Source organism: Selenomonas sp. oral taxon 137 str. F0430, assembly GCF_000183625.1.
In the GTDB taxonomy this organism is placed as follows: Bacteria; Bacillota; Negativicutes; order Selenomonadales; family Selenomonadaceae; genus Centipeda; species Centipeda artemidis.
Genome location: NZ_AENV01000015.1, coordinates 66924 through 85816, shown reverse-complemented (window position 1 = coordinate 85816; position 18893 = coordinate 66924). Strand labels below are relative to the sequence as shown.

General features: G+C 57.4%; 18 protein-coding genes. 15 read left to right on the top strand and 3 right to left on the bottom strand.

The features are described 5' to 3' along the window. The first annotated feature begins 175 nt into the window (after window positions 1-175). The 3 genes from HMPREF9162_RS10660 (at window position 176) to HMPREF9162_RS10650 (ending at window position 4716) form a co-directional block, all read left to right on the top strand. Window positions 176-1459 (top strand): S-layer homology domain-containing protein, encoded by a 1284-nt coding sequence (locus HMPREF9162_RS10660; protein WP_009439292.1) that lies wholly within the window; start codon window positions 176-178, stop codon window positions 1457-1459. Window positions 1460-1758: 299 nt separating this feature from the next. Then, window positions 1759-3105, top strand: a complete 1347-nt coding sequence (locus HMPREF9162_RS10655) for an S-layer homology domain-containing protein (RefSeq protein ID WP_037350635.1) — start codon at window positions 1759-1761, stop codon at window positions 3103-3105. Between the two features lie 354 nt (window positions 3106-3459). Further along, entirely contained in the window at window positions 3460-4716 is a 1257-nt protein-coding gene (locus HMPREF9162_RS10650; RefSeq protein ID WP_009439414.1) for an S-layer homology domain-containing protein, read from the top strand. Window positions 4717-4878: 162 nt separating this feature from the next. On the opposite strand, the gene HMPREF9162_RS10645 is transcribed toward HMPREF9162_RS10650, so the two are convergent. Continuing rightward, window positions 4879-5094, bottom strand: a complete 216-nt coding sequence (locus tag HMPREF9162_RS10645) for a hypothetical protein (protein ID WP_009439323.1) — start codon at window positions 5092-5094, stop codon at window positions 4879-4881. A gap of 413 nt (window positions 5095-5507) precedes the next feature. Here HMPREF9162_RS10645 and HMPREF9162_RS10640 point away from each other — a divergent pair, with 413 nt between their 5' ends. The 4 genes from HMPREF9162_RS10640 to HMPREF9162_RS10630 all read left to right on the top strand — a co-directional run bounded on the left by HMPREF9162_RS10640 (window position 5508) and on the right by HMPREF9162_RS10630 (window position 9932). Further along, entirely contained in the window at window positions 5508-6011 is a 504-nt protein-coding gene (locus HMPREF9162_RS10640; RefSeq protein ID WP_009439304.1) for a flavodoxin family protein, read from the top strand. Further along, window positions 6008-7663, top strand: a complete 1656-nt coding sequence (gene hutW, locus HMPREF9162_RS10635; RefSeq protein WP_009439373.1) for a heme anaerobic degradation radical SAM methyltransferase ChuW/HutW — start codon at window positions 6008-6010, stop codon at window positions 7661-7663. Before HMPREF9162_RS10640 ends, hutW begins: the two co-directional genes overlap by 4 nt. 313 nt (window positions 7664-7976) lie before the next feature. After that, the gene (locus tag HMPREF9162_RS12820) at window positions 7977-8336 is read left to right on the top strand and encodes a TonB-dependent siderophore receptor (protein WP_009439420.1); all 360 of its coding nucleotides are present in this window, start codon (window positions 7977-7979) and stop codon (window positions 8334-8336) included. Window positions 8337-8495: 159 nt separating this feature from the next. Continuing rightward, window positions 8496-9932 (top strand): TonB-dependent siderophore receptor, encoded by a 1437-nt coding sequence (locus HMPREF9162_RS10630; RefSeq protein WP_009439378.1) that lies wholly within the window; start codon window positions 8496-8498, stop codon window positions 9930-9932. Here HMPREF9162_RS10630 and HMPREF9162_RS10625 read toward each other — a convergent pair. After that, window positions 9929-11029, bottom strand: coding sequence for an A/G-specific adenine glycosylase (locus HMPREF9162_RS10625; RefSeq protein ID WP_009439446.1), 1101 nt, complete (start codon window positions 11027-11029; stop codon window positions 9929-9931). The two genes, HMPREF9162_RS10630 and HMPREF9162_RS10625, sit on opposite strands and share 4 nt — an antisense overlap. A 251-nt stretch (window positions 11030-11280) precedes the next feature. Here HMPREF9162_RS10625 and HMPREF9162_RS10620 point away from each other — a divergent pair, with 251 nt between their 5' ends. From HMPREF9162_RS10620 to HMPREF9162_RS10590, 8 genes are all read left to right on the top strand, one after another. Beyond that, complete coding sequence (locus HMPREF9162_RS10620; RefSeq protein ID WP_254655391.1) at window positions 11281-12207, top strand: CatB-related O-acetyltransferase; 927 nt, start codon at window positions 11281-11283, stop codon at window positions 12205-12207. Between the two features lie 140 nt (window positions 12208-12347). Then, window positions 12348-12878 carry an acetolactate synthase small subunit gene (gene ilvN, locus HMPREF9162_RS10615; protein ID WP_026762032.1) on the top strand — a complete coding sequence of 177 codons (531 nt, stop codon included), beginning with the start codon at window positions 12348-12350 and terminating at the stop codon, window positions 12876-12878. After that, window positions 12859-13875, top strand: a complete 1017-nt coding sequence (gene ilvC / locus HMPREF9162_RS10610; RefSeq protein WP_009439526.1) for a ketol-acid reductoisomerase — start codon at window positions 12859-12861, stop codon at window positions 13873-13875. Before ilvN ends, ilvC begins: the two co-directional genes overlap by 20 nt. A gap of 99 nt (window positions 13876-13974) precedes the next feature. Next, on the top strand, window positions 13975-15237 hold the full coding sequence (gene leuC, locus HMPREF9162_RS10605) for a 3-isopropylmalate dehydratase large subunit (protein ID WP_009439432.1): 1263 nt from the start codon (window positions 13975-13977) through the stop codon (window positions 15235-15237). Beyond that, window positions 15237-15740 (top strand): 3-isopropylmalate dehydratase small subunit, encoded by a 504-nt coding sequence (locus tag HMPREF9162_RS10600; protein ID WP_009439384.1) that lies wholly within the window; start codon window positions 15237-15239, stop codon window positions 15738-15740. Before leuC ends, HMPREF9162_RS10600 begins: the two co-directional genes overlap by 1 nt. Beyond that, a complete protein-coding gene (gene leuB / locus HMPREF9162_RS10595) occupies window positions 15730-16803 on the top strand; it encodes a 3-isopropylmalate dehydrogenase (protein ID WP_009439519.1) in 1074 nt (357 codons plus the stop codon). The genes HMPREF9162_RS10600 and leuB overlap by 11 nt, the downstream gene beginning before the upstream one ends. 85 nt (window positions 16804-16888) lie before the next feature. Then, on the top strand, window positions 16889-17110 hold the full coding sequence (locus HMPREF9162_RS12090) for a type II toxin-antitoxin system HicA family toxin (protein WP_338100434.1): 222 nt from the start codon (window positions 16889-16891) through the stop codon (window positions 17108-17110). A gap of 20 nt (window positions 17111-17130) precedes the next feature. Further along, window positions 17131-17550, top strand: coding sequence for a type II toxin-antitoxin system HicB family antitoxin (locus HMPREF9162_RS10590; protein WP_009350340.1), 420 nt, complete (start codon window positions 17131-17133; stop codon window positions 17548-17550). A 50-nt stretch (window positions 17551-17600) separates the two neighbouring features. On the opposite strand, the gene HMPREF9162_RS10585 is transcribed toward HMPREF9162_RS10590, so the two are convergent. Continuing rightward, the gene (locus HMPREF9162_RS10585) at window positions 17601-18884 is read right to left on the bottom strand and encodes a glucosaminidase domain-containing protein (protein ID WP_009439485.1); all 1284 of its coding nucleotides are present in this window, start codon (window positions 18882-18884) and stop codon (window positions 17601-17603) included. Window positions 18885-18893 lie beyond the last annotated feature (9 nt).

Here is an 18893-nt window from a genome sequence, read left to right as displayed (position 1 = left end):
TTACCTAGTACTAAAAATCTAATCCGATTAACATTGTATTTCCAAACATCACGGGGTATGATAAAGACAATCCAAGAGGAAAGCACAAGGTGCGAAAAGGAAACAAGGACACTTTCGCGGCCGGCAATCCTTTTGGAACACGATCAGTTCTATGGATCAAAAGGAGGAGTTTATCATGAAAAAGACTCTCGTATCTGCACTGGCGACGGCACTTGTTGTCGGTGCAGCAAGCACAACGTTCGCCGCGTCCAATCCGTTCTCCGATGTTCCCCGTGACCACTGGGCATACGATGCCGTAACCAAACTTGCCGCTGACGGCGTTGTCGAGGGGTACGGCGACGGTACATTCCGCGGTGACCGCAACATCACCCGTTACGAGATGGCACAGATGGTCGCAAAGGCGATGGCAAAGAGCGATATGTCCGCGTCGGATCGCGCGCTCGTTGACCGCCTTGCCGCTGAGTTCGCCGATGAACTCAACAACCTCGGCGTCCGTGTCTCCAACCTCGAGCGCAATGCCGACATGGTGCAGTGGAGAGGACAGCTCCGCTATACCTACACCAGCAATCGCCTTGAGGGACAGGATCGCAAGAACGACAACAACCTCTTGTTCCGTCTCGACCCGTCCGCTGAGATCAATGACCACTGGCACGTGAACGCGCGTCTCGATGCCTCTACGAATATGAAGGACGACGCGTCCGGCAACAACAGCGACAGCAATGTCAAACTCAAGCGCGCGTGGGCAGAGGGCGCCTATGACAACTTCGACGTCAAGCTCGGTAAAATGGAGCTCTATTCTGCAGAAGGCTATGCAGCCCCCGGCGCTCTCGTATTCGATAAGGAATTCTCCGGTGCAGAGGCGAGCTTTGGCGGGGATGTCAAGCTGAAACTCCAGGCAGGCCGCCTGAACCTCGACGGCGCGTATGACGGCGTTAAGACGAACCAGCTCGGGAGCAGCGACACCGCGAACTACCAGGGCGCGGAGCTCCAGTACAACAAGGGCGGTCTCATGGCGGGTGCCGCGTACTACCGTCTCGGATCGGACAACCTCACTGCCATGACGAAGAACGGCAAGGACAAGATGAATATCTGGGCGGCGAACCTCGGCTATCGCTTTGACAAGAACAGTATGCTCTCCGGTGCATATGCCAACAACAACGATATTGACGGCAGCAAGAACAAGAAGTCCTATCAGTTCGGCTATGAGTATAAGGGTGCCGATGCTGCGGATAAAGGCTCGTGGGGCGCATATGCAGCGTATCGTTACCTCGGCGGCGCGTCAATCTTTGCAACGGACGACGGCGCACTCATCGGTTCGAAGGGGCTTGAGATCGGTACGAACTATACGCCGTTCAAGAATGTTGTACTTTCTGCGAAGTACTTCAACGGCAAGACCATTGAAGCACAGCAGAACGACAAGGTGCAGAAGCTTTTCGGCCGCGTACAGTTCATGTTCTAACCCGCATCCGGCACCGGTCGGAGCGGATATCGCAAAATCCATCCCCCTCCTTAGGGAGGGGGATTTTTGCTGTCTGTTGACGGACACAGAGTCACATTCAACTGAAAATAAGGTGAAAATTATAGTCTGGTATAAAATTTTTACATAGAAATGCTTGCAATTTATTAATTCACGTGCTATGATGAAACCATTCCAAGAGGATGAGAATGTCTCGCGAAAAGGAAACATGGACACTTCAGCGGCGTTTCGCTCCTTCTTGGAAATCAGATGTTTCTATTTATCAGAAGGAGGAGTTTCTCATGAAGAAGACTCTCGTATCCGCCCTGGCAACGGCTCTCGTTGTCGGCGCAGCAAGCACGACGTTCGCTGCTGCAAACCCGTTCTCCGATGTGCCCCGTGATCACTGGGCATACGATGCTGTGACCCAGCTCGCCGCCGACGGCGTTGTTGAGGGCTACGGCGACGGCACGTTCCGCGGCGACCGCAACATCACGCGTTATGAGATGGCGCAGATGGTCGCAAAGGCAATGGCAAAGGGCGACATGTCCGCTTCGGACCGCGCGCTCGTCGACCGCCTTGCCGCTGAGTTCGCGGATGAGCTCAACAACCTAGGCGTCCGTGTCTCCAACCTCGAGCGCAATGCCGACATGGTGAAGTGGAACGGCAAACTTGAGTATACATATACAAGTCAGCGCAAGAAGTTTAATCACACAAAGACGAACGACAACAACCTTTTGTTCCGTCTCGAGCCGTCGGCTGAGATCAACAGCCACTGGCACGTGAACGCACGTCTTGATGCGGAGACCAAGATGAACACGGACGCGGGAGATGACAACGGGGACAAGGTCACGCTTAAACGTCTCTATGCACAGGGAGACTACGGCAACTTCCAGGTGAAACTCGGTAAGATGGAACTGCTCTCTGCCGAGGCGTATGCGAAACCCGGCGCCCTCGTGTTCGACGATGAGTTCTCGGGTGCCGAGGTCAGCTTTGGCAAGGATTTGAAGTTCAAACTGCAGGCCGGCCGCATTGATCTGGACGATGCGTTCGGTGCGCCGGGCGGCGGCCATGGTGCGCACAACCTGCCGGGTGATGAAGACGTGGCGAACTATCAGGGCGTCGAACTGCAGTATGACAAGAATAATGTCCTGCTGGGGGCGGGCTACTACCATATGGGCTCCAATTATTTCAGAGGGATGCATTTCCACAGGAGAAATACGGTTCGGTATCTTAACAACCGCGACGAGAATCTTAGAAACACGAAGGCGGATATCTGGGCTGTGAACGGCGGCGTCCGATTCGGCGACGCAGCAATGCTCTCCGGCGCTTACGCAGAGAACACAAAGGCGGACAACGCAAAGAGTTCCTGGCAGGTCACCTATGAGTACAAGGGGGCTGACCCGGAGGATAAGGGATCGTGGGGCGCTTATGTTGCCTACCGCAAACTCGGCGGATTCGCTTCCCCGTTCCCGACAAGCGACGGTGCTATGTGGGATACGAAGGGCGTAGAAGTTGGTACGGACTACACGCTTTTCAAAAACGTGGTGCTCTCGGCGAAATATTTCCGCGGCAAGGAGATCTATGTCGGACCGACGGCTGACGACAAGGCGGAGAAGCTCTTCGGTCGCGTCGAGTTCTTCTTCTAAAAATACTTGCGGCATCCGCCTCAAAACAAAATCCCCCTTCATCGTTGGAGGGGGATTTTTACTGTCCGCTGCAATAGATGCAGATATTTTTCAAGGTTTTAGAGGGCGTTGTGCCGAATGCCGCTTTAACAGAGATGAGTACGGTATATAAAACACTGAAAATAAGGTGAAAATTATAGTCTGGTATAAAATTTTTTACATGGAAATGCTTGCAATTTATTAATTCACGTGCTATGATGAAACCATTTCAAGAGGATGAGAATGTCTCGCGAAAAGGAAACATGGACACTTCAGCGGTCTCTCGCTCCTTCTTGGGAATCAGATGTTTCTATTTATCAGAAGGAGGAGTTTCTCATGAAGAAGACTCTCGTATCCGCACTGGCAACGGCTCTCGTTGTCGGCGCAGCAAGCACGACGTTCGCTGCTGCAAATCCGTTCTCCGATGTGCCCCGTGATCACTGGGCATACGATGCTGTGACCCAGCTCGCCGCCGACGGCGTTGTTGAGGGCTACGGCGACGGCACGTTCCGCGGTGACCGCAACATCACGCGCTATGAGATGGCACAGATGGTTGCAAAGGCAATGGCAAAGGGCGACATGTCCGCATCGGACCGCGCTCTCGTCGACCGCCTGGCTGCTGAGTTCGCGGATGAGCTCAACAACCTCGGCGTCCGCGTCTCGAACCTCGAGCGCAACGCTGACATGGTGAAGTGGAACGGCAAGCTCGAGTACACCTACACGAGCATCCGTGAAGAGGGGCAGAAGCGCGAGAACAAGGACAACCTTCTGTTCCGTCTCGAGCCGTCTGCTGAGGTCAACAGCCACTGGCACGTCAATGCACGTCTCGATGCAGAGACCAACATGAAGACCGATGCCGGCACGGACGGCAAGGTCACGCTCAAGCGTGCATGGGCACAGGGCGACTATGAGAACTTCCAGGTGAAGCTCGGCAAGATGGAGCTCCTCTCCAGCGAGGCTTATGCCGCTCCAGGCGCAATTGTTCTCGACACCGAGTTCTCGGGCGCAGAGGTCTCCTTTGGCAAGGACGTGCAGGTTCTTCTGCAGGCAGGCCGTTTGAACGTTGACGGCGCATCAGACACGCCGAACTACCAGCGTATCGGCCTCCAGTACAATGGCCGTCTCACCGCAGGCGTTGACTACTATCGTTTCGGTGCGGACTACAATACGCTTCAGACGTTCACCTTCAACACGATCAAGGCTGATAAGAAGCGTCTCAATGTCTGGGGCGTCAACCTCGGCTACCGCTTCGACAAGAACAGCTTCCTCAACGGTGCTTATGCAACCAGCTCGGATATCGCTGAGAGCAAGTTCAAGAAGTCCTATCAGATTGCTTATGAGTACAAGGGTGCACAGGCTGAGGACAAGGGCTCGTGGGGCGCATACGTTGCCTACCGCTACCTCGGCGGCACTTCTGTCGAGCCGACGCATGACGGAGCTTGGCAGGGCACCAAGGGCGTTGAGTTTGGCACGAACTACGCACTGTTCAAGAACGTCATCCTCTCCGCGAAGTACTTCAAGGGCAAGGATCTTGAGAAGACGACCGATGACAAAGTTTCGCAGCTCTTCGGCCGCGTCGAGTTCTTCTTCTAATCGATTCTCGGTACACAGAGCGGCATATGCCGCATAGCAAATCCCCCTCCTTCGGGAGGGGGATTTTTGCATAGAGAAAATTGTGTTTAGATCACTGTTCCATAAAAATAGGATTGTTGCAGAACACACTAATGTGGATTCGTGCAACAATCCTATTTTGTCTTAGCGTCCGTTATAGCATCCGCAGGTTCCACGCCGTTCGCTGCGCGTGCTTTGTACGGTATCGCCGCTGCAATATGCGTTCGCGCTGCCAATACAGTAGGCTTGATCCTGTTTTTGCGGCAGCTCGCACGCGCCGTCTTCGCATCCGGCGGCAAGTGCCTGTGCGCCCGCTCCGAGAATGAGTGTGGCGGTGAGTGCGGAGAGTATTTTCTTCATATGTGTTTTTCCTCCTTGTCATGTTGTTTTCCTTTATTCTATCACGACTGTCAAGAAGAACGGGATGTGAGAGGTTATTCTCCCTGAAAAATACCTGCAATAATATAATTAATATTTATCGATTTATATATAGAATAGAATATGAAATTGATGAATTCGTTTTTTGTAGACAGAAGGGATGGGATGATTTTTGAAAGAGGCTCTTCTCTTTATCTTTTGATATGGGAATTCTATTTGATAGAGAGTATCTATATATTCTGTACAGAGAAACCCTGTTGAAAAAGATGAACTTGATTCATAATTTTTATTTATGAAAAACGATAAAAGCACTTGATTTTTTTGATGCCTTGCGCTATGATACGGGTGAATCATGAATGCAAGATATTCATATTGAGATATTAGGAGAATCAATCATGCAGAATCAAGATATCGCGGTCGTCTACTCATCGCGCACGGGGAACACGAAGAAGGTCGCGGAGCATCTGGCACAGGCGCTCGGCGCATCCTGCCACAGCGTAAAGGATGCGGCGGGGATTTCGGACACCGCCGATCTCTGCATCGGCACTTGGATTGACCGCGGCACGGCGGATGCCGCCGCACGCAAATACATCGAGACCGTGCGCGGACGCCGCGTGTTCATCTATGGTACGCTCGGCGCCGATCCGAACTCGGAGCACTGCGCAAAGTGCATCGCGAATATCAAGGCGCTCTTTGATCCGTCGAACGAGATCCTCGGCGCGATCCTCGTGCAGGGTGCCATTGATCCGATGATCATCGAGATGTTCAAGAGTATGCCGCTCGACAATGTTCACGCCTACACCGAGGAGAACGCGGAACGGTACGCGGCGGCGGCATCCCATCCGGATGCGGCGGATTTTGAAAAGGTCATCGGCGCAGCAAAGGAGGCGCTCGCATGAACAGCCTAGAGACAAAACTCGCGGAGCTCTCCGCGGAGGCGCGCGGCTGGCTGCTCGGCACGAAGTCGGAGAATCCGCTCGGCTGCGCCTTTACGAAGAAACGTGTCGTGCATCCCGGTGCGGGCGGCAAGCGCATGATCATGGACAAGGCGGAGCAGGCGCAGGTGTGGGCGGAGCTCATGGCGCAGACACCAGATCCCGCCGACGAGCGCGCGGCGTATATCCACATCCCGTTCTGCGATAAGAAATGCAGCTACTGCGGATTTTTCCAGAACTATACGAAGGAAGAAGCGGCGCACCGTTATGTCGACGTGCTCCTGCAGGAGCTCGACGCGGCGGCGGAGACGCCCTATGTGCAGGGCGCGCCGTTTCAGGCGGTGTTCTTCGGCGGCGGCACGCCGACCGCGCTCTCGGACGCCGACCTCACACGACTCGTGCGTGCAGTGCGGGAGCGTCTGCCGCTGACGAGCGACGCCGAGATCACGCTCGAGGGACGCATCCATGACCTCACGGAGAGCAAGGTTGAGGCGGCGATGCGTGCGGGCGTCAACCGATTCTCGCTCGGCGTACAGTCCTTTGACACGCGCGTGCGGCAGTCGATCGGGCGCATCGACGATCATGATACCGTTGTCGCGACACTGCGCCGCATGGTGGAGAAGCAGGGCGCGGTCGTCATCGCCGACCTCATCTATGGGCTGCCCTATCAGTCCCCGGAGGTCTGGGAGAACGACGTGCGCACGCAGTTCGAGATCGGCATCGCGGGCGGCGACCTCTACCAGTTGAATGTGTTCCCGGCGAGCGAGCTCGCGGCGCGCATCAAGTCGGGCGATCTCCCGATGCTCCCGACGACGGAGGAACAGTCTGAATACTTCGCACGCGGCATCGCGATCGTTGACACGAACCCGATGGCGCGGCGCATCGACACAACGCACTGGGCGACGGATCACCGCGAACGCAGCCTTTACAACACGCTCGCCAAGCGCGGCGACGACATCCTCGCGTTCGGCTCGGGCGCGGGCGGGTTCATCGGTCAAATCATGTGGCGCAATCACGGCGGACTTGCCGCATATGAAAAGATGGTCGAAGAGGGGAAAAAGCCCTTTCAGTTCATGGGCGAGCAGGCAGACGAGCACCGGATGCACAGCGAGATCGGCGATCAGATCGAGCACGGATATTTCTACGCGCCCTTTTTTGAGAAAAAATACGGCGTACGTCTTCTCGACACGATGGAACCGCTCCTCGCCGTGTGGGCGGAGAACGGACTCGTCACGCGCACGGAGACGGGATTCCGTCTGACGCAGGCGGGAGAGTTCTGGCACGACAACCTCATCCAGGGATTCCTCGAAGCGTATGCGCTCACGCAGGAGGACGAGGTGAAGCTGCGCAAGGAGAACGTCGCTTTGCAGGACATGATCCCCAAGGATGTCCGTTCCATGCTCGAGGCGATGTTCCCCGACGGGATGCCCCCGCAGATGGCGGCGGCGCTCCAAGGCAAGCCCTCGCCGGAGCTCGAGAACCATCCGCATATGCAAATGCTGAAGAACCTCATCGAAAAGAGCCGGGAGAAAGAGCGTGCCGCCGCAGCGGCATCCGCCCCCGACCTCAACACCGTCATGCGCACCTCCGCGCGTGACCTTGGAAAAGCTGTGTAGTGTATTTTATATAAAAAACTGCCCGTTTGCGGCTGCAGAGATGCAGCGCAGACGGGCAGTTTTGTATTTGTCGAGGAAATCATAGCTGTGAATCCACACATTAGATCAGAAGATAATGAAAATATATTTCATTATTTCTCTATTGATGTTATAATTGAGAAAGCAAATCGTTAACTCTATAACAGAAAAGAGGTGTTCTCCTTATGAGGAGTTTTCATGTAAGGCATCACCGAACGGCCTTGACCGCTGCTGTTTTAGGCGCATTGACGGCACGTCGTTTCATTCGGTACAGGCGGCTGCCGCAGACCGGGAGATGCCCGTCTATACGCTCGATGATGTTGTTGTCACGGCATCGCGTACAGAGCAGAGTGTGAAAGAAGCCCCCGCTTCGGTTGAGATCGTGACGCGTGAGGATATCGACCGCCTCGGCGCGGAGACGTTGGCACAGGCGCTTGCACTCACCGTCGGGCTGGATGTGACGGAAAACGGCATGGTCGGGAATCAGGCGGCACTGCGCGGCATGAGTACCAATCAGACGCTGATCCTCATCGACGGTCGGCGCATACGCACGGAGGATACGAGCCAGACGGCGAATTACTATGAGCTGCAGCGCATCAATATGGACGATGTGGAGCGCATTGAGATCGTCCGCGGTTCGGTCAGCTCTCTGTAGGGCTCGGAGGCGCTGGGCGGCGTCATTAATATCATCCGCAAACATCCTGAGAAAAAACAGGTCGGCGTTTCCGCGGATTGGACGAGCCGGCAAAAGGACGGCGGCGTATCCGTCGACTTCGGCAAGACGGGGAAATGGGCATGGCGCACGAGTTTCAAGGTGAGTGATGTCCGCGAACGCGGTGCGGAAACGGCCTCCAATCAATATGGGAGAAAATACTATTTCAACCTAGACGGACGGATGGATATTGCGCAGCGTAAGCATTTGGATTTCTTCTTCGACTACATGAACGAAGATCTGGATCAGAAGTCCGAGGCCGTGACGCAGACGGGCGGCAACTACAGATCCAATCCGGGAACCGTGGACTATAATCATAAACGGTATTCGACAGGGCTGCGCTATGCGGGGGAGGATCGCAGGGGCGCCTACGAGATGCAGGTCTACTATACGCGCTTTGATAAAAAACAAAAGACACATCTGCGATCAAACGGCATACTCTCGGACTTTGACGATATGGTCTTCCGATCCTATATCGCGGACGGAAAACGCACATGGAACGTCGGTGCGGATCATAAACTCACGTTTGGCGGGGAGTACCGGAAGGAGGAGTACGAGAGTACACGTATCGATGTGGGCGGCGGGCATATCGTCACGAGGAACGGTATTTCGAAAACTGAATCGAAGGCAGACCTTGATTACGCCGCGCTGTATCTGCAGGATGAATGGCGCGCGAACAAGCGCCTTTACATCGTGCCGTCCGTGCGTTGGGATCACAATAATAAATTCGGAAATAAGGTAACGGCACAGCTCGGGACGACCTACCGGATCAGTGACCGCAGCCGTGTCAAGATGAATGTCGGATCGGCGTACCGCGCGCCCACGGCGAGCGAACTCTATATGCATTGGGATCATGTGCCCGCAGTTGCGCGCATAAGGTCGTGGCTCGTGCCAACGCAGGTACATATCGACGGGAACCCGAACCTGAAGCCCGAGAAGGCGGTGAACTTCGACCTCAGCTTCGAAGCGGAAGGAAAACGCAGCGCGGGGAAAATAACCTACTTCCACAATAAAGTAGACGACCTGATCAATCTCAATACCATAAGCAGGACGATTATGTCGTCCACACCGCCGCCGCCGCATCCGATCGCAATACGCAACATCGGACATTATGAAAATGTCGATAAGGCAACGCTGCAGGGGATTGAGTTTGAAGGCAAACAACGCCTTGGCGATCAATTTACGCTTCGTTCCACCTATACCTATCTCGATGCCAAGAACGATATGACGGGGGATCGGCTGATCGGACGAGCGCGGCACAAACTCTCACTGCAGATCATTTACGATGACTTTAAGCACGGGTGGAGCGGCGTTCTCTGGAACGACTGGCTGAGCGACTACTACTATGCGGCGGAGGGGCGCGGCAACGCTGCGGTGAAGAAGAATACCTCCGCGACGGTGCTCAACCTGGTCATCAACAAGAAGATCAACGATCACTTGAGTGCCTACTTCGGCGTGAACAATCTGCTCAACGAGGAAAATACGACGCTCTATTATGACGGACGCATTTGGCGCGGCGGGATCAACATGACCTTCTAACGCGGCGTAAAGTACCCGAACGCGGCGGGGATGCCGTAGGTATCGACGAGCTCCTCGCGGCGCACCCAGAGGAGGGAGGAGGCGTCGTTGTCCTCGGCGGCGCAGAGCGGCGCGTCGTTCGTATCCGCGACATATATTTCCCAGCCCGTGAGGTTCCATTCGATATGTGTGAACACATGGCGCGCGGGCGGGAGCGGGGCGATAGAGCGGACGGTGAAGCCCGCCGCGGCGAGGTATTCGAGCAGCTTGCGCTTGCTCCGGGTTCCTTCGAGATTCGGATATTCCCAAAGACCTGCGAGGAGTCCCCTTGCGGGTCTTTTTCGTATGGCACAGAGATTACCGCAGCGCAGGAGGAGGACGGTGTGATGCTCTTTGCGCCGCGCCTTGAGTGCTGTCTTGATGGGATAGTCGAGCTGTGTGCTGCGGTCGTGGGCGAGGCAAAGACGCGCGGCGGGACAGAGGCGGCAGAGCGGCGCACCGTTCGGCAGGCAGACGGTCGCGCCGAGATCCATGAACGCTTCGTTGAGCAGACCCGCGTCTTTGCCGGTCGGATAGCAAGGGCGGAGCGACTCCTCAAGGGCGCGTTTGCTCGCGTCCTTTGCGATGTCGATGGGGTTTGCCGTCACGCGCGCGGCGACGCGGAGGAAGTTGCCGTCAACGGCGGGGCATGGACGACCGTAGGCAAATGATGAAATTGCGCTTGCTGTATAACGCCCGATGCCGGGGAGCGTGAGGAGCGCGTCGAAATCGTTGGGGAGCTCGCCGCCGTGCGTTTCGACAATCGCCTGCGCGGCGCGTCTCAAATTGCGCGCGCGGCTGTAGTAGCCGAGCCCCTGCCAGAGCTTCATGAGCACGTCCTCGTCCACGTCTGCAAGATCGCGGACGGTTGGAAGTGCCGCGAGAAATCTCAGATAGTAGCCGCGTACCACGTTTGCGCGCGTCTGCTGGAGCATGATCTCCGAGATCCACACATGGTACGGCGTCGGCTCGTCGCGCCACGGCAGCTCGCGGGTGTCGGGCGCGGATCGCCGCCATGTCAGCAGTGTATCACAGAGGGCGGGGAAGATGGAGCTCCCCTCCCAAGCCGGTATGTTCATTCGTTTTACTCTCCTTTTCGTTTATTCTAGCATAGGGGACTGAAAAATGTTAGGGAGAAAAAGGGGCGACGGTAGTTTCTCCGAAGTATATGTGATACAATTATCCGGAGAATATTTGAAATGCGGATAGAAGGGGAGAAGAGCCTTGTTCAAGGAGATTAATTTTACGGAGTTTTCGGCACAGGTGCGAAAAATTCCTTTGGATGAGAGCAGGCGCTACACGGCGATGACGTTCGGCCCCCGGTTCCTATATGGTGAACGGACGCTTCGAGTGTGGCGTATTATGGGAAGGGCATGTACTCGTGGGACGTTACTGTGCTCTGGGACATCGGCTGACCTTTGAGCTGGGGCTCAACCATGACTACCACCGGGTGACAACCTATCCGTTTGAAGATTTGACGGACAGGAAAGAGCCGCAGATAAATCATTACGATCATGTGAATCGCAAGCAGATCATCATCGGCAACGATGTGTGGATCGGATGTGACGTGATGATCCTCGGCGGTGTGCGTATCGGCAACGGTGCGGTGATCGGCGCGCGCTCCGTCGTTGCGAAGGACGTGCCGCCCTATGCCGTTGTGGTGGGGAATCCGGCGCGCGTCGTCAAATACCGCTTTGACGAGGAAACGATTGCTGCATTGCAAAGGATCAAGTGGTGGAACTGGCAGGAGGAGAAGATCAAGGCGAATCTGCCGCTGCTGAAAGATCCGGTGCGTTTTATTGCGGAATTTGCTGCACCGCGCGAAGACGAGCCGGCGGATGAGACGGTCGCTATGATGCGGGCGCTCCGGGCAGACGGATACAAGATCTATTATTTTGTTCCGGATTTTGACGCGGAGGAAGCCGTTTGGCAGCATGTGATTGATTCGTATATTGAGACGTACTGCGCTGCGGATAAAACGGCGCTGCTGCTCCATCGCGCGGCATCAATGTCACAGGGGACGGCGTGGGCGGCGATTGCAGCGCGGCTTGAGGAGCAGGGGGAGGAGACACCGCTCCTCCTTGCCTACGATGCCGAGGAGGCGTTTTCGATTCCTGTGTTGCGGGAGGCAGACGTATTCGTTACGACCAAAGAGGATATTTCCTCGCAGTGTGTGGACTACGCGGCGGATACGGGCGTTATCATTCGCTATGGGCTGGATCACCGCACGCTTTTATTTGATTCGTGCTGTGATTGAGAATATGAAAGAAAATTTGGTGATATCCGAATCTATATCCCGTCTAAAAAATCATTGACAAACGGCGGCGGCGGGGCGATAATGAAGGAGTTTTCCCGAGTGTGAAGGGCGATGCGGCAGGCAGAGAGGAGTCCGGTGTGATGAAGCATATTCTGTCTGTTTTTGTAGAGAATCAGACGGGCGTTCTCGTGCGCGTGGCGAGCATGTTCTCGCGGCGCGAGTTCAACATCGACAGTCTGTCGGTGGGGGTCACGGAGTCGCCGGAGTTCTCGCGCATCACGGTGGTGGTGCACGGGGATGAGAATCTCGTGGAGCAGATGATTAAGCAGCTCGAGAAGATGCCCGTGGTGCGGGCGGTGCAGCGGCTCGATGAAAAGAGCGCGGCGTGCCGCGGCATGACGATGATCAAGGTGCACGCGGACGATACGAACCGTCTCGACGTGCTGAAGATGGGGGAACTCTTCCGCGCGCACGTCGTGGATGTGGACGCGGGCTCGATCATCTTTGAGATCACGGGCGGCGACGACAAGGTGACGGCATTCTTGAAGGTGCTCCGTCCCTACGGCATCGTCGAGATCATCCGCACGGGCCTGATTGCGCTCGAGCGCGGGGAACACACAATTTACGAACACTGTGAGGAGCGTGAGTACTATGGCAAAAACTTACTATGATCAGGATGTCAACTGGAGCGTACTTGAGGGGAAGACGGTCGCGATCATCGGCTACGGCAGCCAGGGGCACGCGCACGCGCTGAACCTGAAGGACAGCGGCGTGAATGTCGTCGTCGGTCTCTACGCCGGGTCAAAATCGGCGAAGATCGCCGAAGAGGACGGGCTGAAGGTACTCCCCGTGGCGGATGCGGTAAAGTCGGCGGATGTCACGATGATCCTCATTCCGGATGAAAAGCAGGCGGCGCTCTACCGCAGCGAGATCGCGCCGAATCTGAAGTCCGGCAGCGCGCTCGCGTTTGCGCACGGCTTCAACATCCATTTCAATCAGATTGTCCCCGCGGACGACATCGACGTGTTCATGGTTGCGCCGAAGGGACCGGGACATCTTGTCCGCCGCACGTTCCGCGAGGGCGGCGGCGTGCCGGATGTGTTCGCTGTGGGGCAGGACGCGACGGGACGCTGCTTTGACCTCGCGCTCGCGTATGCGCGCGGCATCGGCGGCACGCGTGCGGGCGTTATTCAAACGACGTTCAAGGAGGAGACGGAGACCGATCTCTTTGGCGAGCAGGTCGTCCTCTGCGGCGGTGTGACGCATCTCATCCAAAAGGGCTTTGAGACGCTCTGCGAGGCAGGCTATCAGCCGGAGATTGCGTATTTCGAGTGTTTCCACGAGATGAAACTCATCGTCGACCTCATGTATGAGGGCGGCATGGCGAAGATGCGCAAGTCCATCTCCGACACGGCGGAGTACGGCGACTACACGCGAGGGCCGCGCATCATCACGGATGAGACGAAGGCGGAGATGAAGCGCGTGCTCGGCGAGATTCAGGACGGCACGTTCGCGCGTCAATGGCTCACGGAGAACAACGCTGCGGGGCGTGCGAACTTCCTTGCGGAGCGCCGTATCCACGCGGAGCACCCGATCGAGACGGTCGGCAAGGAGCTGCGCGGCATGATGTCGTGGCTGAAGGACGGCGCCGATCTGCGCAAGGACTAAGGAAATCCACCGAACCTCTTCTGCGAGGCGATACGGTCATATCAGAGGGGGCGGCTGGTGCCGCGCCCCTCTTTCTGTATTATTTTTGGGGGGTAATCCATGGGGATGAATATGAGCGAGAAAATTCTCGCACGCCATGCAGGACTCGATGCGGTGGAGGCGGGACAGCTCGTCACCTGTGAGCTTGACATGGTGCTCGCAAACGATGTGACGGGGCCGCCGTCCATCAAGGAGTTTGAAAAGACGGGACGCCCCGTCTTTGACCGGGAGAAAATCGCACTGATTCCCGATCATTTCCAGCCCGCAAAGGACATCAAGTCCTCGGAGCTGGCGAAGATCATGCGTGACTTTGCGCGCAGGCACAACATCCTGCACTACTACGAGCAGGGACGCGTCGGCATCGAGCATGTGCTCCTGCCGGAAAAGGGGATCGTTGGCCCCGGGATGCTGACGATCGGTGCGGACTCGCATACCTGCACCTACGGCGCGGTGAACGGGTTCTCGACGGGCGTCGGCACAACCGATCTCGCAGTCGGCATGGCGACGGGCGAGGCGTGGTTCAAGGTGCCCGAGGCGATCAATGTGCATCTGACGGGCAAAAAACCTGCGGACATCAGCGGCAAAGACGTGATTTTGACGCTCATCGGGATGATCGGCGTCGACGGCGCGCTCTATCGGAGTCTTGAATTCACGGGTGAGGGCGTCGCAGAGCTTACGATGACCGACCGCCTGACGATTGCAAATATGGCGATCGAGGCGGGCGCAAAGAACGGCATTTTCCCGTATGACGATGTGTGCAGGGACTATGTGGCGGGACGCATGACGGCGGACTTCACGCCTGCCGAAGCCGATCCCGACGCGTCGTATGCGCAGACGGTGGAGATCGATCTCAGCGCGCTGCGCCCCGTGGTCGCGTTCCCGCACCTGCCGGAGAATACGCGGCGCGTCATGGATCTCACAGAACCGGTCGCGATCGATCAGGTCGTCATCGGCTCGTGCACGAACGGACGGCTCGAGGACATGGAGATCGCGGCTGAGATTCTAAAGGGGCATACGGTGCATCCGCATGTGCGATGCATTGTCATCCCCGGGTCGCCGTGGGTCTATCAAGAGTCAATGCGGCGCGGCTATCTTGATATTTTTATGGATGCGGGCGCGGCGGTCTCGACGCCGACCTGCGGACCCTGCCTTGGCGGATACATGGGCATCCTCGCGGCGGGCGAGCGCTGCGTCTCGACGACGAATCGGAATTTCCGCGGGCGCATGGGGCATGTGGACAGTGAGGTCTATCTCGCGGGCCCGCATGTCGCGGCGGCAAGCGCAATATTGGGGCGGATTGCCGCGCCCGAGGAGGTGGTCTGATGCAGGAGGGAAAGGTCTGGCGCTACGGCGACAACATTGACACGGATGTCATCATCCCCGCGCGCTATCTCAACACGTTCGAACCGAAGGCGCTCGCGGCGCACTGCATGGAGGACATCGACACGACGTTTGCGAAAAACGTCGCGGCGGGGGACATCATCGTCGGCGGGCGGAATTTTGGCTGCGGCTCCTCGCGCGAGCACGCGCCGATTGCGATTGCGGCATCGGGCGTTCCCGTCGTCATTGCGGCGAGCTTTGCGCGCATCTTCTACCGCAACGGCATCAACATCGGACTGCCGCTCCTTGAGATCGGCGACGACGTGGAGAAGATTCATGCGGGCGACCGCCTGAGCGTCGACACGGCGACGGGCGAGATCCGGGATCTCACGACGGGCGACACGTTCCGCGCGCATCCCTTGCCCGGATTCGTACAGGAGATTGCGGCGGCGGGCGGACTGCTGAACTATATCAAGGAGAACGGAGGATTCCGTCATGGCGTATAAAATTGCGGTTGTGCCGGGCGACGGTATCGGCGCCGAGATCACGGCGGCGGCGGTCGAGGTATTGAAGGCCGTCGACGCGAAGTTCGCGCTCGGTCTCTCCTACGAAGTGCGCGACGCGGGCGGAACGGCATACGATAAGTACGGCACGCCGCTCCCGGAGGAGACGCTCGCCGTATGCAAAGCGGCGGACGGCGTGCTCTTCGGCGCGGTCGGAGGCCCAAAATGGGACGACGTATCTCCGGAACTGCGCCCCGAGCGCGCGATCCTCGGCCTCCGGAAGGGGCTCGGACTGTACGCGAACCTGCGCCCCGTGAAGGTCGCGAATGCCCTCATAGAGCACTCGCCGCTGAAGCCGGAGCTCGTGCGCGGCGTCGATCTCGTGATCGTGCGCGAACTGATCGGCGGTATCTATTTCGGCGAGAAATGCGAGTCGGAGCAGGTGGACGGCGCGGAGCGCGCGTGGGACATGGAGAACTACTCCGTCCCCGAGGTGGAGCGCATCGCGCGGCTCGCGTTCGAGACGGCGCGTCTGCGGCGCGGCGCGGTCACGTCCGTGGACAAGGCAAATGTGCTCGCGACCTCGCGCCTTTGGCGGCGCACGGTGACGGCGCTCGCATCGGAATACGGCGACGTCGCGCTCTCGCATCTCTATGTGGACAACTGCGCGATGCAGCTTGCCGTGCGCCCGACGCAGTTTGACGTCATCGTGACAGGGAACCTCTTCGGCGATATTTTATCGGATGAGGCGGCGGTGATCGGCGGCTCGATCGGGCTCATGCCGTCGGCGTCCATCGGCACGGGGACGAGCCTCTTTGAACCGATCCACGGCAGCGCACCCGACATCGCCGGGCGCGGCATCGCCAACCCGCTCGGCACGATCCTCTCCACGGCGATGCTCCTGCGCTACGCATTGCATGAAGAAGCCGCCGCAGCAGCGATCGAGACCGCCGTCGACGCCGCCCTCGCGGACGGACTGCGCACGGGCGACCTATACACCGAGGGCAACGACCTCAAAAAGGTCGGAACGGAGGAAATGACGGGCGCCGTGCTGGCACATATTTAACATGGAAAAGGGGGGCGGTGTCGACGTGTGAAAGCGTCGGCAGTGCATACTATTTACAAATGTTATAACATGTGTTAGAGTGAGTATGCTTGAGGGGACTATATTTATGAAATCCTATTCATCTAGAGAGCTGCTCCAAATACTCAAAAAGGACGGTTGGTATGAAGTACATTGCACGGGCGATCACCATCAGTACAAGCATCCTGTTAAGAAGGGACGTGTTACACTGACGCATCCAAGGAAGGATGTTCCGGAAGGGACTGCAAGAAATATTTTGAGGCAGGCAGGAATTGACGTCCGTGATTGATTTGCAAGGCGGTGTAGAATATGAAAGACCGATATATATATCCTGCCGTTTTTACGGAGGAAGAAGGCGGAATTTCCATCGTGTTTCCGGATCTGCCGGGGTGCTGCCCGTGCGCAGATACGCCGGAGGAAGCGTTTAAGAACGCGAAGGAAGCACTCCAACTGCATCTATACGGTATGGAGGAGGATGGCGAAGACATTCCGATCCCCTCGAAGGTCGCATCTCTTCGTACCAAAGAGGGGACATCCCTTGCGATGATCGATGCATGGATGCCGCCGTTTCGTGAGAAGATGCTCAATAAATCTACGAATAAAACAGTAACGATTCCGCGTTGGCTCGACATTGCGGCACGCAAGGAAAAGGTGAATTTGTCACATCTCCTGCAGGAATCACTCAAGCAGTATCTAGGGATTACGGATCATAGACCACAGTATCTATAAAACAAAAAAGGCTGCCGCACGAAGGTATTGACCTATGTGCGACAGCTTTTTTATTTACGCTTCTTTTTCTCCTTCTTTTCCGCCGCGTCTTTGCAGGAGGCGGCGAGGAGGATTTGGTTGATGAGGATGTCCGCGTTCTCGGGGGCGATGCGCGCGGCATCCGCCCATGTGTGCCATGCGCCCCGATAGTCTTTGCTGCGGAGCTGCGCGAGTCCGAGGGCGTTCATGGCATCGGCGTTCTGTGGATTTGCCGCGAGCGCTCCACGCAGGGCTGCGGCGGCTTTATCGTCTGCGCCTGTCTCGAGGAGGACGAGTCCGTAGTTATAGCGTGCCGTGGCATCGTCGGGAGCGAGCTTCAGATAGCGTTCGTAGGCAGCGTGTGCCTCTTTGCTGTGTCCTGCCGCCGCATGTACGAGGGCGATGCCGAGGTAGGGGGCAGGGCGCTTCACATCGCGTTTTTGCGCGGCGGTGAAGTCGGCGAGGGCGTCATCGTAGGCGCTCCGATGCAGGTACACAAGTCCGCGATAGATGTAGGCGTCGGCATCTGCCGCCTGCATGAGCCGGAGGTTCGCGGCGTGCAGGGCGGCGTCGGAACCGTCGGGGGCGCGTGCGGCGTCGCGGATGAGGAGGATTTCCTGTCCGTAGGTCTTGCCGGGGACAGCCCATACGCCGTTCAGATCCGTCCAGCGCGTGAGCCGTCCGTAGACGTCGGGGCGGTTCGTTCGGATGTGGCTGTAGCGCGGGTCGACGATGGGGACGGTCGGGAGGTCTTTGCTCGCGTAGGCGAGGAGGTGCTGGATGTGCGCGCGGACACCCGTGCGGATGTCGGGGAAGGAGAGACCCTTAACCCCGCCGCCCGTTGCGCCCAGTCCGCAGAAGTTGTTCTGCTGCCATGAGACGTCGCCGCCGTATGCGAAAAAGCCCGTTTCCTTGAACGCCTGTGCGAGCGCGACGTCGGGGCGGATGCCCTCGCGTTCGGCTTCCTCGTAGTAGGCGTGAACGAGCTCTGCGGGCGTGCCGGTGAGTTTTGGCTGTGGATTGCGCCGCAGGAGATAGGCGAGCATCTGCTCTTCGGTTGCCGCCGCGTCGCCCATGATGGAGATCTCCGTCGGCTCTTGCACGGGCATCTTGAGTGCGTCTGCGGGCTGCGGCACGGCAAAGCGCAGTCCCGCGACCAATTTCTCATCGACAATGCGTCCCACGGGGAACTCTGCCGGGAATGCGGGACGCCGAACGAGGGGCGGCTGCTCAATCGAGGCGGGCGGCGTAGGGGGTGCCGCAGCAACGGGGGCGGCGAGGGAGAGACTGAGTGCGAGGAGGGCGGCGAGGCGCATAAGTATCTT

Coding starts and splice junctions, on each gene's coding strand:
- HMPREF9162_RS12090 (WP_338100434.1), top strand. CDS start 16,889: ATGCTTGAGGGGACTATATTTATGAAATCCTATTCATCTAGAGAGCTG.
- HMPREF9162_RS12820 (WP_009439420.1), top strand. CDS start 7,977: ATGCCCGTCTATACGCTCGATGATGTTGTTGTCACGGCATCGCGTACA.
- HMPREF9162_RS10660 (WP_009439292.1), top strand. CDS start 176: ATGAAAAAGACTCTCGTATCTGCACTGGCGACGGCACTTGTTGTCGGT.
- HMPREF9162_RS10650 (WP_009439414.1), top strand. CDS start 3,460: ATGAAGAAGACTCTCGTATCCGCACTGGCAACGGCTCTCGTTGTCGGC.
- leuC (WP_009439432.1), top strand. CDS start 13,975: ATGGGGATGAATATGAGCGAGAAAATTCTCGCACGCCATGCAGGACTC.
- HMPREF9162_RS10655 (WP_037350635.1), top strand. CDS start 1,759: ATGAAGAAGACTCTCGTATCCGCCCTGGCAACGGCTCTCGTTGTCGGC.
- HMPREF9162_RS10620 (WP_254655391.1), top strand. CDS start 11,281: ATGGTGAACGGACGCTTCGAGTGTGGCGTATTATGGGAAGGGCATGTA.
- ilvN (WP_026762032.1), top strand. CDS start 12,348: ATGAAGCATATTCTGTCTGTTTTTGTAGAGAATCAGACGGGCGTTCTC.
- leuB (WP_009439519.1), top strand. CDS start 15,730: ATGGCGTATAAAATTGCGGTTGTGCCGGGCGACGGTATCGGCGCCGAG.
- HMPREF9162_RS10600 (WP_009439384.1), top strand. CDS start 15,237: ATGCAGGAGGGAAAGGTCTGGCGCTACGGCGACAACATTGACACGGAT.
- hutW (WP_009439373.1), top strand. CDS start 6,008: ATGAACAGCCTAGAGACAAAACTCGCGGAGCTCTCCGCGGAGGCGCGC.
- HMPREF9162_RS10590 (WP_009350340.1), top strand. CDS start 17,131: ATGAAAGACCGATATATATATCCTGCCGTTTTTACGGAGGAAGAAGGC.
- HMPREF9162_RS10640 (WP_009439304.1), top strand. CDS start 5,508: ATGCAGAATCAAGATATCGCGGTCGTCTACTCATCGCGCACGGGGAAC.
- HMPREF9162_RS10625 (WP_009439446.1), bottom strand. CDS start 11,029: ATGAACATACCGGCTTGGGAGGGGAGCTCCATCTTCCCCGCCCTCTGT.
- HMPREF9162_RS10585 (WP_009439485.1), bottom strand. CDS start 18,884: ATGCGCCTCGCCGCCCTCCTCGCACTCAGTCTCTCCCTCGCCGCCCCC.
- HMPREF9162_RS10645 (WP_009439323.1), bottom strand. CDS start 5,094: ATGAAGAAAATACTCTCCGCACTCACCGCCACACTCATTCTCGGAGCG.
- ilvC (WP_009439526.1), top strand. CDS start 12,859: ATGGCAAAAACTTACTATGATCAGGATGTCAACTGGAGCGTACTTGAG.